The sequence below is a fragment of the Verrucomicrobium spinosum DSM 4136 = JCM 18804 genome, from assembly GCF_000172155.1.
GTDB classification, from domain to species: Bacteria; Verrucomicrobiota; Verrucomicrobiia; order Verrucomicrobiales; family Verrucomicrobiaceae; genus Verrucomicrobium; species Verrucomicrobium spinosum.
The window spans coordinates 2,811,748-2,827,130 of record NZ_ABIZ01000001.1; the positions used below are offsets into that span (position 1 = coordinate 2,811,748).

Annotated in this window: 4 protein-coding genes; 3 read left to right on the top strand and 1 reads right to left on the bottom strand. The window is 60.1% G+C overall.

Annotated features, from left to right (window positions below):
• Positions 1-12 precede the first annotated feature (12 nt).
• A complete protein-coding gene (locus VSP_RS11410) occupies positions 13-4,032 on the top strand; it encodes a beta strand repeat-containing protein (RefSeq protein WP_009960723.1) in 4,020 nt (1,339 codons plus the stop codon).
• 207 nt (positions 4,033-4,239) lie between these two features.
• Complete coding sequence (locus VSP_RS11415; RefSeq protein ID WP_009960725.1) at positions 4,240-11,589, top strand: autotransporter-associated beta strand repeat-containing protein; 7,350 nt, start codon at positions 4,240-4,242, stop codon at positions 11,587-11,589.
• A 22-nt stretch (positions 11,590-11,611) separates the two neighbouring features.
• On the opposite strand, the gene VSP_RS11420 is transcribed toward VSP_RS11415, so the two are convergent.
• On the bottom strand, positions 11,612-14,131 hold the full coding sequence (locus VSP_RS11420) for a PSD1 and planctomycete cytochrome C domain-containing protein (protein WP_009960726.1): 2,520 nt from the start codon (positions 14,129-14,131) through the stop codon (positions 11,612-11,614).
• A 155-nt stretch (positions 14,132-14,286) separates the two neighbouring features.
• Between VSP_RS11420 and VSP_RS11425 the strand changes: the two genes are divergently transcribed.
• Positions 14,287-15,186 carry a hypothetical protein gene (locus tag VSP_RS11425; RefSeq protein WP_009960727.1) on the top strand — a complete coding sequence of 300 codons (900 nt, stop codon included), beginning with the start codon at positions 14,287-14,289 and terminating at the stop codon, positions 15,184-15,186.
• The last annotated feature ends 197 nt before the right edge of the window (positions 15,187-15,383 follow it).

Genomic DNA, 15,383 nt, shown 5'->3' on the forward strand with positions numbered 1-15,383 from the left:
CAATAACCTGCTGTGAAGCAGCGTCTCAACCTCTCGTTCAAGCCGGGCATTCGTGCGTTGACTTTGTGGGTGTTGATCGTATGCCTGTTGGTTGGAGCGCGACCCGGAGTGGCGCAGACCGCATACTATTGGGACACCAATGGGGCCAGTGCAGGGACTGACGGCACTGGCTTCATTTGGGGCAACGATGCGGCGAATGCATGGTGGACGACCAGCGCTGATGGAACCTCAGATACCGTCGCATGGTTGTCGGGCAGTGTGGCGGTGTTCAGTGCAGGTACGGGAGATGCTGGGATGGTGGACCTGAGTGGGGTGCTCAGCATTGGCGGATTGAAGTTTGAAGATGGGGCAGTCACACTGCGTGGAGGATTGCTGTCCCTGGCCCAGAACGCGACGTTTGACGTGGCGGAGTCCCGCACCGCTGTGCTGGAGGGGGTGGGTATATTGGGCGACTATGTCCTTACGAAATCGGGGAAGGGCAGGCTTACCCTGACAGGTGACATCGCCACGGCCTACTCCGGCCTGATGGTTCGCGGTGGGACGATGGAGCTGGGTACCACGGGAGGTGCGGTCACCGGGGTGGGGAACGTGCTGGTGGAGGGGACGGGCGGCAACAGCTCCGGGCTGAATCCCACCATCTTGAAACTCCTGGCGGATGACCAGATCAGCGACAGTGCGGTGGTCACGGTGGCCAGCCGCCAGTACAATGGATCTCTATTGGATCTGAACGGGTTTAAGGAAACCATCGGAGGCCTGGTGCTGCAGAGTTTCACCGGTACCAATGACGTTGGTGTGAAAACGGGAGCTGGCGGGGTGCTGAAAGTTATGGGGGACATCTACCTGCACAACAATCGAGGCGGGAGTGACCTGAGCCCCAACACGGCCCGGGATGTCCTGATTTCCGGCAGCGGTCATCGTGGCCTGGTGGCACCAGATAGCGGATACCTTGATCTGGGAGGCGGAGTTAGGACCGTCACGGTTGCCGGGCAGGCCGTGCCTGTATCGCCTCTGAGTGACGCCACGATCGAGGTCATCATACAGAATGGTGGCATCGTCAAGGCCGGGGCGCAGATGTTGGTTCTTTCCGGAACGAATACCTATACGGGAGGAACGACGATCCAGGAAGGCACGCTCCGGATAGGAGCTGGAAGCACCAGTGGGAGCATCGTGGGAGATGTCATCAACCAGTCCATCCTGGAGTTTCATCGGTCCAATGCCACGTCTTTCTCGGGCAACATCAGCGGCACCGGGGTGCTTAACAAGATGGGAGCCGGGACACTGACCCTCTCTGGTGCAAACAACTATACTGGCGTCACCTCGATTCTGGAAGGGACTGTGCAGGTGCAGAAGATTGGCATGGCAGGCGTCCCCAGCGATTCCAACCTGGGCACGCAGGGAGTTATCCACGTTGGCAGCGGGGCTCTCGCGGCCGGGCTAACTTATGCAGGCACCGGTGAGACCACGGACAAGGTGCTGCGCCTTATGGGCACTACTGGCACGGTGACTTTGGGTGCCTCGGGGTCAGGTGCGGTGGTTTGGCAGCAGGCGCTTGAATTTGTTGGTCTTGGTGCCAGGACGATCGTTCTAAATGGTACCAGCACTGCCGACAACACCCTCAGGGGCGGCATCAGCAATGCGACGGAAGGCGGAGTCACCGCCCTGGAGAAGTCTGGGGCGGGTACCTGGGTACTGGAGGGTGACAATACCTACAGCGGTGTCACCACCATCAATGGTGGGATATTGAAACTGAAGGGGGACGGGGCGCTCGACAGCGCAGCGGTCAAAATCCAGAACGGAACGTTGGCTATTTCTGGAAACCTGGACTTGTCACTGGCTGGCGATGCCTCGGTCAAGGTGTTGGCATCGGATCTGGTCAATTATGCTCTGCTCCTGGGTGGTGGGGCGACGGCCTCTGCCTCCAGCGTGGAAATCGATACCGGGAGAACGCTTCAATTGAGGAGTCACGTTGGTTTCCTCGGCACTGGAAACAATCTGGCGGCGGCAATCTCGGGAGGGACCCTCGATCTTGGGAACGAGTTCCGGTTGTTTGTGGTGAACAACAGCTCGAATGCCGACCCGGAGTTGACGATCTCGTCTGCCCTCACGGGTACTGCTCAAGCGACGCTGATGAAGGCGGGGGGTGGTCGGATGGTGCTCACTCAGGGCCTTTCCATCAAGAACATCCAGGTGAACGTAGGCCGGTTGGATTTCGGAGGTTTGACCAATACTGTCACCGGAAATTTACAGGTTGGCTTCAACAACAGCGGTTCGCTCTACTATGGCACTTCTGGAGGGACGCTCAGTGTGGGGAGTGGAAACTCGGCAGATGTGCTCGATGTTGGAGTGGTGGTGAACGCCCAAGCGTACTCTTATGCCTCCGGCGTGGGCATCATGGACCTGCGGGGTTCCCAGCAGTTCAACGTCAATGTCGGGCGGGTACGGCTCGGGGTTCATACATCCACGGGTGTGAGCGACGGTGTGCCCCAAGCCCCCTCTCTTGACGGTCTTGCCACCCCATCCTCCGTCAGCCCATCAAGTACGGAGGTCTATCTGGCCACGAACAACGACTTCACCGCGACCAGCAGTTTCATTCTTGCGGACGCCCAGTCGGCGAGCGTGGGAGGGATCCACAAGTTGCAGTTCGGGGAGGGGAACAATGTCGTGAACACGCCGCTGCTCTATGTGGGATATCGCAAGGGGAGCGGTCAGGCCACGATCCGGTCGGGTGGCAGTCTGGAGATTCGCGGTGTGGGGGCTGGCGCGAAGGCTGCGCTCTACGTGGGCTACAGCGCCGTCAATACCGGGGCCGCCACGGTGAGCTTTCTGGACATGACCGGAGGCAAGTTGGTGGCGGATCTCAGCTCGCTGACCATCGGGTGGAAGAGCGGCGGAAGCGGAGCCACAACGGGCTCATCCACCGGGTCACTCATCCTGGGCAACGATGCCGGGAACCAGGTTTCAGTTTCAGGAAATGTCCTCATCGGCTACATAGCGGGAGCCCAAACCTCCGCCGTTACGTTTGGCAGCGGCACTCTGTCGATGGCTGGCGGCACGTTTGATGTGGGGGGCAACGTCGAGTTGGCGACCATTGGAACGAGTGGTTCCACCAATGCCAATCTCTCGGCCACGGGGCTTCTACAGCTCACAGGTGGAACCTTCACGGTGCAGGGAAATATCACGCATGCGGATGATACCCTAAATCGCGGCACAGCGACGGTCACGCTCGATGGCGGGACACTGGATGTGACGGGCGGAAGCATCGGCGGAGCAGCGGCGAACTCAATCACCTTCAATGTTCGTTCTGGCACCCTGGCCTCTCTGGGAGAGCTCGACGCGGGCGGCAATCTGGTGAAGAGCACGGTCGGCAGGCTCAAGCTCACAGGAACGAGTTCCTACACTGGCGGCACGCAGGTGAACGAAGGGATGTATCTGGTGAATGGTGACCACACCGGCGGTTCACAATACACAGTCGCAAGCGGAGCCGTGCTCGGTGGAACGGGGCACATCACGCCGGCTTCTGGCCAGGATGTGGTGGTGAATGGGCGGTTGGTGGTTGGTGACAACTCTCTGGCCACCTCGCAAGCGGGCACGCTGACCATCACGACCAGCGGGGGCGGGGCTCTGGTCCTGAATTCTGGCAGCACTGTGGAGTTCGACCTCCTGGGTGCGGGAACCGGCACCTGGAATGCAGGGGACAAGCTATCCTTCGGGGCAGCGGGCTCCTCTCAGCTGGAGATGGTGGGCACGGTGACCCTGCAGGTGGCCAACCCGACGTCCCTTACAAACTGGGTGGCAGGGGACTCGTGGCAGCTCTTCGACTGGAGTGGTCTCAGCTCTCCTCCTGCCAGCGGGTCCTTCGTGCTTGGCAACACCTTTACCACCATCCTTCTGGGCACTGGGAAAGAATGGGACCTGAGCCGTCTCTATCTTGATGGCTCCATCTCGATCGCTCCCGAGCCCGGTCGCATGGTGCTGGTGCTGGTGGGATTGGGGTGGATCTTGACGGTGAGGAGGCGGAGAAAACTTGTCTAAGCTGAATCTTTAGCTGGTTAGCAGGCGGGTGCCTATGGGTGCATTATTTCGTTTCGGTGGATGGGTTATTTTCACGGAAAAAGAATGGTGCAGGGTTGCATCGGGGCCAAAAATGGTCACTAAGCAAAGAACTCTCTGGTGCGATCCGCACCCGATTGCCGCAGCATCTGGTGCCGATGGCACCACTAAATCCCCCTCATCTCTCCTATGATCGTCGCACTGAGCCGTTTGCGCTCCCTTGTCGTCGCTGGAACCGGTTCGCCGGTGCAGGCTCTTTCCACGGCGCATCTATGCCTGAAGTGGATTGCGTTGGGATGCCTTGCTGTCGCGGGGACAGCTTCCGCGGCCACTTGGGATGACGAGAATGGCGACAATCTCTGGACGACTCTGACCAACTGGTCCGACAATGCGACGCAAGCAGCGCAGGCCGTTATTTTCGATACAGCTGGTACCGGCACCGCAGCTGGCACGGTGACGAGCATCATGGATGCTTCGGGAACGTTTACAATTTCCTCCCTCAGGTTTCAGCAGAACAGTGCCACGCTGTTTCACACTCTCCAGATCAACTCTGGCAACACCTTGGTCGTCAACGGTGCCAACAGCTTGAAAGTGGGGGTTGGTAGTTACAATGCCAGTAACATCGGGACGGTGGACAATGCTCGCACCCATGTGACCATCACGGGCCCAGGGGCGCTTCAAGTCAACAATACCTCTGGGAACTTTGAAGTGGGGATGCCCACGGCCGCTGATGCCGTCCTCAATCAGACGACGCTGGACATGACTGGCTTGGCTTCCTTCACGGCCAATGTGAATGAACTGCGCGTGGCGTGGGGCAAGTTGAATCAGGGCACTCTCAATCTCTCCAATACGGCCAACGACATCACGGCCAACATCATTCAGATTTCCAACACGGGCGGGCAGAATGCCGCCGCTGGCATCATGGTGCTGGGGAGCGGGACCAACGCGATCCAGGCCACCACAATCAACCTCGGCATCTCGAAAGGTGATGCCACCCTCCGTTTCGCATCGCAAACGGCAGGTAGCCCTGGAACCGTGACGATCGGAGGGAAGACCGCAGGCTCCGCTGCGAACTTTGTTCTCGCCAGTGCTTCGGATTCTACAGCAGCAAACCTGGTGGGGTTGCTGGATTTGAGAGGTCACGTGGCTACGGTCACCGCGGGCGATATCATCATGGGGCGCCGGAGTGGTAATGGAGGTAACGGAGCCACGGGCACCATCTCCTTTGACAGCGGTACCTTCACCGTCAACAACCTGTCCATGGGAATCCGGCAGCAGGATGCTGCAGGCACCGGAGGCAAGGCTACCGGTATTCTGAACGTGGCGGGTGGCGTTTTCACCGTGAATGCTGGTGGGAGCGTCATTCTGGGTACTCGATTGGGGACCACCGGCACGGGCACTGCGGAAGGTATCATCAACCTGAGCGGAGGCACCCTGGTCTCCAATGTGGACATCCAGCATGGCGGTGGCACGGGGGCCGTCAGCACCATCAATATGACGGGTGGCATCTTCGATTTGAAGGGCCGTAACTTCGGCGATGCGGTGAATCGGATCACGACGTTGAACTTTAAGAATGGCCGCCTGCAGAATGTGGGCGAGGTGAATGGTGGCCAGACCGGGCTCACCATCACTGGCACCACGGGAGACATCGTGGTGCTGGAAGGCGTAAACACCTACACTGGCGGGACATCACTCACCAGTGGTGCCAGATTGCAGGTCGGATCGGGCGGGATCACCGGTGTCCTGGGTTCTGGTCAAGTGACAATGGCCAATGCTGCGACGGTTGCTTTCAATCGGTCCAACGCCATGACGGTGAATAACGTCTTTGCGGGTGCGGGCGGAAATCTGGAGCAAATGGGCACTGGTCGCACCATTTTGACAGCGACCAGCACCCATACGGGGACAACCACGGTGAAAGCAGGCGTCCTTCAGGCGACCTCGGCCACTGTTCTGAGCCAGTCCACCCGCTTGGTGGTGGAATCCGGTGGCGCGTTCTATTTCTTGTCGGGATCGGGCGGCTCGATGAACTTGGCCCAAGGTGCCAGCCAGAATCTTGATCTGCGTGATGGGAGCATCGTGGGTGTGGAAGTTGGTGGCACCATTAACAGCGGGGCAGTGGGCGCGCTCACTGCGGGAAATGTGGAATTGAGGCTGTTCGGAAACCCCTCGCTGGGTTCGTTGCCGGGCAACACGCCCCTGCTACAGTCTTCTGGCGGTGGTCTGAATGGGGCCAACTACTCGTTGCGTGTGTACAACAACACCAATTTCGGCGCGACGCTGAACGCGAAGACGGATACTGCCATCACCGCTGCGATCACTGGAGCAACTGCTCTTACCCAGGCTTGGTGGGTGGGGGGGCGCGTCACCGGAAACACCGGTGAATGGGCCGTCTCGACGGGCGCGACGAGCAACTGGGGTGCGGATGCTGCAGGGGCTACCACAGCGGTGGTGCCCGGTGCCACCACGGATGTCTTTATTTCGGCAACGGGTGGCGATGCCACGAGCATGTCTCTTGGCGCAGACATGTCTGTGGGGAGCATCACCGTCCAGAGCACCGGCGCGGCGAACCTCACGGATGCCCGGTATCTACTCACCCTCACAAAGAGCAACGCGATCACCACCAATGCAGGCGCGGGTGCGACCAATCTGGCCGTCAGATTGAATCTGGCGAATGCCGCCCCCATCATCACTGTCAACAGCACCACGGCATTGACCCTTTCCGGTGTGCTGACGGGCTCAGCGGGATTCAACAAGTCAGGCGCTGGCACGCTGATATTGAGTGGTGCCGAGGCGAATGAGTACACAGGTGCAGTATCGGTCACGGCAGGTACGGTGGAGCTGAGTAAAACGGCAGGCCAAAACGCCATTACCGGAAACCTCGCGGCTGGTGACGGGACCGGTTCGGACCGCGTCCTCTGGCGCGCTTCTGATCAGATCGCAGACAGCTCCATCGTTACTCTCAACGTGGGTGGACTGCTCTCCTTGAACGGGTTCAGTGACACCATCGGTGGTCTCAATGGGGTGGGGACAGTGGAAAACGCTTCCGGCTCGGTGGCCTCAGTGCTGGCGGTAGGATTTGGTGGGGCCAGCAGTTCCTTTGAGGGGCTCCTTCGCAATGGCAGCACTGGCACGCTTGGCCTGACCAAGACAGGTGCCGGGACCCTGACACTGTTGGGGGCCACGGCCAACACGCATACTGGACTGACAACGGTGTTGGGAGGTGTGCTGGCTCTCAATAAGACCGCCGGGACCAATGCTATTGGTGGGGCGCTGACGATCAACGGAGGCACCGTGCAGATGCTTGCCTCGGATCAAATCGTTAACACTGGGGCCGTGACGATCACCGGAGGAGGAGTATTGGCGCTGGGTGCGTTCGATGATTCTGTGGGGGCTGTGACTCTGGACAACGGTGACATCACCGGGACGGGCCTGCTGACGGCGGGTGGAGCCTACACCGTGCGGAATGGCAGTGTTTCCGCCAACCTCGCCGGGGCGTCGGGCTTTCGCAAGGAGGGGGCCGGCACGGTCTCTGTTTCTGGAACCAACACTTTCACCGGTCTGGTGAAGGTGGATCAAGGGGTGCTCAAGGTGCTTTCCAGCAAGGCGCTTGGCGCGGTGACGAATACGGTGGAACTGAGTGGAGACTCTGGGCAGAGCCGGAATCCGACCCTTTGGTTCGAAGGCGGGGTGAATGTGACCATTGCGGCCATGCGCACATCCGGTGCTGGCAACAGCGGTGCGACTGCGGGTGTTTTGTACAACGCATCTGGGGTGAATACCCTCAACGTGACGGGCGACATCAGCCTCACGGCAGGAAATGGCGGTTCGACCTATTTCTCCCAAGCAGGTACGTTGATCATCAATGCCGCCAGACTGCGCGCCAGCGATACCAGCCGTACTTTGGCACTGGACGGTCCGGGCAGTGGAGTCATCAACGCCCTCATTGAGAATGGCACAACGGTGGCGCTCCCCCTTACCAAGAGCGGTACGGGTGCATGGGTCCTCAATGGTGCCAACACCTATACGGGTGCCACGGCTGTCAACGCCGGAACCCTCAAGGTGACCCACAAGAACGGTCTCTCCGGTACGTCCCGGCTGACCGTTGCCAGCGGGGCGACGTTCCACTACCAGAGCGGGGCCATCGGAAACAACCTCACTGTGGCAGGCCTGACCCTGGCAAACAACAGCCGGATCGGTGTGGAGCTCGGTAACTCGATCGTCGTGGGAGCCGGCGGGGCCACGACCACAGGGGCGACGGTGACGGTTGACCTCTTTGGGGTCTCTGGCAATCCGTATGCGGCAGGTGCGTACAACGTGATCACGGCTGGCAGCGGCCTCAATGCGGGCACCTACAATCTGGGTCTGGTGTACAATATGACGGGGTTCAGGGTGGATACGACCCAGGGCACCGGAGGCATCAGCAAGACGGACACCGCAGTGACGGTGCACCTTGCAGCGGCTGCGGAGCTGGCCGTCGCCTACTGGAAGGGCGGCTTCACAGGAGGGGGGGGGACGTTGGGCCATGTCTGGGCAGTCTCCAACGGCACAACGCAGAGCAACTGGGTGACGGATACCGGTGCGGACACACCGCTGGTACCAGGTATCAACACCAACGTGATCTTCTCCGCCACGGGGGCGGCAAATCAGAACGTGCCCATGGTCTTGGGAGCCAACATGAGCATCGGTTCGCTGACTTTCAATGACGTCACGGCGGTCACCTTGTCAGATGCGCTGAACCAGTTGCAGCTCAATGGCCAGAACGCCATCACGGTAAATGGACCGGGCCCGGTGGTGCTCAACACCCGTCTGGTCCTCGCAAACGCTGCACCGATCCTGAATGTCGATGCTGGCGGATCGCTGACTCTGGGTTTGAGTGTCTCGGGCTCCACAGTCACCAAAACGGGGGCAGGTTCGCTGACGTTCTCCGGCACACATTCCAGCACCTTCTCTGGCTTGTTCACTGTCAACGGCGGTGCTCTCCTGCTTGGTAAGACAGACGGAGTGGCCTCCATTTCTGATGACCTGCTGGTCCAATCCGGCGGCACGGTGCGGCTACTGAACGGCAATCAGATCGCTGATGCTGCCGACGTGACGGTAGAAGCCGGTGGCAAACTGGACCTGAACGGTAAGGCGGAATCCATCGATGGTCTGAACGGAGGTGGCACAGTCACCAACGAAGCCGTTACAGCCACCACATTGGTGCTCGGCGTGGGCAACGAGGACGGGAGCTTTGCCGGTGTCATTGAAGATGGGACAGGCGGTATGTCTCTGATCAAAACGGGCACTGGTGTCCAGTCGCTTTCAGGAGTCAACACCTACTCCGGCCTGACCACTGTGCTCAATGGCACACTCCGGCTTGGAGCCAATAACGCTCTGGGGACAGGAGATGTGCTGGTCAACGGCGCGACGGCCGTCCTGGATGTGAGCGCTTACACCGACACGGTGGGCAAGGTGACTCTCACCAACGGTTCAATCACAGGCACTTCGGCATCTCTTCTCACCAGCACCACCAGCTTTGAGCTGTTGAACGGCATGGTGAGCGCAAGGCTGGCGGGCAATGTGGCCGTAAACAAGACCACCACAGGAACAGTGACTCTGTCGGGTCAGAGCACCTACACAGGGGGTACGAACATCAAACAAGGGACCCTCGTGGTCACAGGCGTCAACGCCCTCCCCACAAACGGGGCTGTGGTGATCGGTGATGCGGGCAATGTAGGTGTGTTGCAGGTGAACGAAGATCAGTCGATCTCAAGCCTCCGCTTCCGCAGCAATACCGCCACGTTCAACACGCTGACCATCGCTGCCGGCAAGACGCTGACGATCACGGGGATTGACAGTCTCAAAGTAGGCGTGGGTTCCGGGACCGTCGCTGATCCTTACGTGAACACGAGTACCACCAAGGCGACTATCAACGGTGCAGGCTCTCTCGTCGTGAACAACAGTACCGGGACCCTTTCTGTGGGGATCCAGAACATTGACCAGAACAACGGGGAAAATACCTCGGAGTTGGACCTGCGGGACCTGGGCTCCTTCTCAGCAACAGTCAGTGCGTTGCGAGTGGCCTACGAATCAAAGAACAACGCTATCTTGCGGCTTTCCAACACCAGCAACACGATTGAGGCCAACCTGGTGAGCGTGGGCAACAGTGACCAGAACAACGCCGGGGCCAATGCCCAGATGTATCTGGGTGCGGGTACCAACATCATCCGCACCAGTGTGCTGGACGTGGGACGTGGCAAGACGTCCAATGCTCTTTTGACCTTTGGAGGCGCATCCGGCACTGCTCTCATTGAGGGGAAAACGCCGGGGTCCGCCGTCAACATCAACGTGGGTGTGGCTGGCGAGGTGGATACCGGGGCAACCATCGGGGGGACTCTCAATCTCACGGGACATGACGTTACGGTGCGTGCAAACGTACTGACGATCGGTCGTCGTACGCGGGCCAGCACGGGCGGCGCAACGGGTGTGGTGAGCTTTAGCCAGGGCATCTTCACGGCCAATCAGATCCTCCTTGCCAGCCGGACGGCTGGTGGCACGGTGACCGGCCAGTTGAATGTCAGCGGCGGCGAGTTCACGGTCTCCTCAGTGATCGGTAACAGCATCATCATCGCGTCAGGCGACTCCACCAATGGTCATCTCAATATCACAGGCGGGGTTTTTCACTCCAACGTGAAGATCCAGGATGGCGGCGGCACAGGCACAAGCCGGCTGACCCTGGACGGAGGGACGCTCGACATGCATGGCAATTCCATCGGTGAAGATGTGGACGTCATCAATGAGCTCAATTTCGTCAGTGGGGTGCTCAAGAATGTGGACGCCATCAATGGCTCCGCCGGGATCACTAAAACGGGAGCTGGCAAGACGCTGAAGGTGGAAGGTTCCAACTACTACTTCGGCGATACCAACGTGAACGCAGGTACGCTGCTGGTGAACGGTACTCATGGTGACCCGGGCGAGGACTATTATGGGAAGGCTGGGGCGTACAATGTGGCGTCGGGAGCCGTGCTGGGAGGCTCCGGATCGATTCACCTGGATGCTGGCAAATCGATCGCGATCCAGTCTGGCGGCAAGCTGGCGGTGGGTGACTCCACGCTTGCCACCGCTCAGGGGGCTTCCTTGACCGTGAGCACCATGGGCAGCGGGGCGTTGGTCTTTGAGACGGGCAGCTCGTTGGAGTTTGACCTGACGACCGCTGGCTCGGGCGGGCTGAACGAGGGTGATACCCTGGTACTTGAAGGACGTTTGAGCGTGGCGACAGGGGTGACACTCAACATCGCCAACCCCAATGCCTTGGCAAGCTGGAACTATGGCGATACCTGGAAACTGATTGATTGGTCGGCCATAACCTTTGCGGATGGGTCACAAGAAGCCTTTGTCATTGGGTCAAGCTTTGACTCAGTCCTAGTAGGGAGCGGCTACTCCTGGGACCTCACCAAGCTTTATGCTGACGGGACGATTACCGTTGTGCCGGAGCCTGGCCGCATGATGCTGGTGCTGGTGGGCTTCTGCTTCATGCTGGCACGCAGAAGGAGGAAGTAGCGGACGGTTCAACTCGACTCAATCACTCCCGCGTGATCGTCTCGTCCAGATTCAATAAGAGCTGGCACAGGGCGGTCCACGCGGCGTGTTCGATTTCAGGAAGGCTCTTGTCGCGTGGGGACTCTCCCACGGCCAGCAGTTTTGCGGCATCTGCAGGGGTTTCCTGAAACTGCGTGCGCAGGTAGTCCAGTCGTCCCAGTAGGATGTCAAACTCCTCCGCTGTCGGCGCTCGCGCGGTTGCCCACTGGAAGGCGAGGCCTAGTTTGACGCGGTCGTCAGGAGGTGCCGGGGCCTGGAGTACCCTCTGCGCCATGGCCCGGGCGGCCTCTACGTAGGTGATGTCGTTCAGAGTGGTTAGAGCATGCAGGGGCGTGTTGGTCCGGAGAGATCTCACATCACAGGTCTGCCTCGCGGCATTGTCGAAGAACATCGTAGGTCCGACGATGCGCCGCCAGAAGATATAGAGACTGCGCCGGTAGAGGGCATCGCCATGATCCTGCTTGTAGCTGATCTTGCCAAATGTGGCCTCCTCCCAGATGCCCTCTGGCTGGTAAGGGCGAACTGGCGGACCTCCCTGGGTTTCAGTGAGCAGCCCGGCCGCAAAGAGGGCCTGATCGCGGATCATCCAGGAGGGGAGCCGATGCCGTGAGGCGCGGGCCAGGAGGCGGTTCTCGGGATCCCGCTCCTGCAACTCCGGCGTGACGCGGGAGGACTGCCGGTAGGTGCGGCTCATCACGATCTGTTTGCAGAGTGCCTTCACATCCCAGCCCGATTCGATGAAATCGACGGCCAGCCAGTCCAGCAACTCCGGGTGGGAGGGCTTGGCTCCCTGAACGCCAAAGTCCTCTGTGGACTTCACCAGGCCCACGCCGAAGAAGCTCTGCCAGAAACGGTTCACTGTGACCCGGGCGGTGAGGGGATGGTCTGGGGAGACGAGCCATTTTGCCAGATCCAGCCGGGTGGGGCCGGTGCCTCCGGAGGTGAGCAGAGCAGGGAGGATGGCGGGGGTGCCCGCCTGGACCTGGTCGGTGGGTTTATCGTACGCGCCTTTTGCCAGGATGGAGGTCTGCCGGGGCTGCGCCAGCGTGTCCATGATCATCACCTTGGTCACGCCATTGGCGGCGGCGGTCCGTTCCCGGTTCGCGGAAAGGAGCTTCTCCAGTGCCTTCACATACTCCGGATCGGAGCCTTCATTTTTGAAGTGAGCCACCGCTTCGAGCAGGCCGTCCACGCCGCGTTTGACCGGGGGCACCTTCGCCAGCGTGGCGGGAAGATTCCCGGGCAGCTTGGCGGCATCGGTCTCGAGAAGCGGTGCGCCTTCAGCCCGGGGGAATTTCCTGAGCTCATGGGCCTCCACCTCCGCCGCAACGGCAGAGACCCGAGCCTCCGCCTTCTTCACCCGTTCCAGCTCGGCGGGGGTGGACATGTCCATAGCTGGCGCGGCCTTGCCACCGCGGATCGCTCCATCCTCGGAGGTCTGATTGAAGAAGTCGTAGAGTGCGTAGTACTCCCGCTGGGTGAGGGGATCGAACTTGTGGTCGTGGCATTTCGCGCAGGCCAGAGTCAGCCCCAGCCAGACAGTGGCTGTAGTGTCCACGCGATCCATCACATTCTCCACCCGGGTCTCCTCTGGGATGCGGCCGCCTTCGCCATTCATCATATGATTCCGGTGGAACCCGGTGGCCAGCTTCTGCTCCGGGCTGGCCCCAGGCAACAAATCGCCCGCCATCTGCCAGACGGTGAACTGGTCGTACGGCATGTTGGCATTGAAGGCCTGCACCACCCAGTCCCTCCAGGGCCACATGGTGCGTTCGGGATCGCCCTGATAGCCATTGCTGTCCGCATACCGTGCCGCATCCATCCAGTCCCAGGCCATGCGCTCGCCAAACCGGGGCGACTTCAGCAGACGGTCCACCACACGCTCATAAGCTTGGGGGGAGGCGTTGGCGAGGTAGGCGGTCAATTCCTCTGTTGTGGGAGGCAGACCCGTGAGATCCAGCGTCACCCGGCGAATCAGGGTCTCCCTGCTGGCTTGAGTGCTGAGGGCAAGGTTCTCTCGTTTCAGTCGGTCGATGACGAAGGCATCAATGGTGTTTCCATAGGTAATGTCGGGGGGCAGCACAGGGACGGTAGCCTTCACGGGCTTCACAAAGGCCCAGTGCTTGCCCCAGGGGGCACCTTCCTCCACCCAGCGCTTCAGCAGGTCCTTCTGGGCCGTGGTGAGCTTCCGATTGCTCTTGGGCGTGGGCATGACCTCCTCAGGATCGTTGGAAAAGATCCGCTGGATCGCGGTGCTCTGACTGCTGTCGCCAGGGCGGATCGCAATGTGCCCATCCACCAGGGCCTTGGCGGCGGCTTCCTCGTCCAGTCGCAGGCCTCCCTTACGCTCTGCCTTGTCCGGCCCGTGGCAGTGGTAGCAGTTCTCCGAGAGGATTGGCTGGATGTCCCGGTTGAAGTCCAGGGGTGCCGCCGCCCACGATGAGGCGGCCGCGCAGAGCAGGGCTGGAATCAGGACGGGGTGGGGCTTGCGGAATCCAGGCATAGTGAAGATGTCGGAAGCGTGCGGCGCTGGGGGCCAGCATGATGAGGAGCAACGGGATGTGGAAGGGTATTGTTGCGTGGGCTCCCAGGGAACTCCATGCCTGCCATGACCGGATTGCTGGAAAATGTCGTCAGCTGAGCTAGGGTAGGGACTCTGTGAGCCCGTCCGTCCCCGATCTTCCCATCGCCCTGCCTCCCGTCGAGGATGCGGCAGGGGTGCGACAGATCGTGGTGACTAGAGAGGTGTGGGAGGCCAAGACCCGACAGCATCGGGCCCGGGTCGCAGATCACGCTGAGGCTTTTGTCCAGCGGCGGAGCCAAAATGCGAAACACCCGGTGTGGGACTTCCTCTTCACCTACTACAGCTTCTCGCCGAACAAGCTCATGACCTGGGTGCCTGGATTTGCAGGTGGGTGTGTGTCTGCGGAGGGAGCCGAGACCGTGACTTGGGATGCTCCGCCGATGCCAGCCCGCGTGCAGCGCGAGGCCCGGTGGGTGGCTCAGCTCTGCCAGAACATCACGTCCCGCCCCGCCAGGTTTGCCTGCCATGGTCTGCACGAGTGGGCCATGGTGTACAAGCAGAGCGCTGAACAGGTGCGCCACTCGGGGTATGACCTCCGATTGTCATCCGAGGAACTGGCGGCCTTTGTCGAAAGCCAGACGGTGTGTTGCACCCATTTCGACGCCTACCGTTTTTACACGCCGGAAGCCCGGCCGCTCAACACCTTCAATCCTACCTTCGAAACGCGGCAGGAAATGGAGCAGGGGGGCTGCCTCCATGCGAACATGGATCTCTATAAATGGGCCTACAAGCTCTGGCCTTGGATCGGCAGCGATCTGGTGGCCGATGCCTTTGAGGTGGCGCTCATGGGCCGGGCCATGGACATGCGAGCCAGTCCTTATCAGTTGGCTGATCTGGGCTTCGAACCTATCCGGATCGAAACCGAATCCGGTCGCGCTGATTATCGCGCCGCTCAGCAGAATCTTGCCAATGCCGCCCAGGCCGTCCGGTCGAAATTGGGCATGGCTGCCCAGGCACTTGCTGATTTGACCTAAGCGGAATTAACTTCGTTCTTCTAAGAAGTTGACATGTCTAATTTATTAAGTTACCTTGAATATAAAGCTAATATTTTTACTTTTTCAGTAGCGTAAGAGCGCTGAGGTTATTCACAAATAGCCTGTTAATGAGTTCAAATTTCAGACGGTTGAGCGGGTGGAAAAAGATTTAGACAGTCCTTCCGCTTGGTTAGATT

Coding starts and splice junctions, on each gene's coding strand:
- VSP_RS11415 (WP_009960725.1), top strand. CDS start 4,240: ATGATCGTCGCACTGAGCCGTTTGCGCTCCCTTGTCGTCGCTGGAACC.
- VSP_RS11420 (WP_009960726.1), bottom strand. CDS start 14,131: ATGCCTGGATTCCGCAAGCCCCACCCCGTCCTGATTCCAGCCCTGCTC.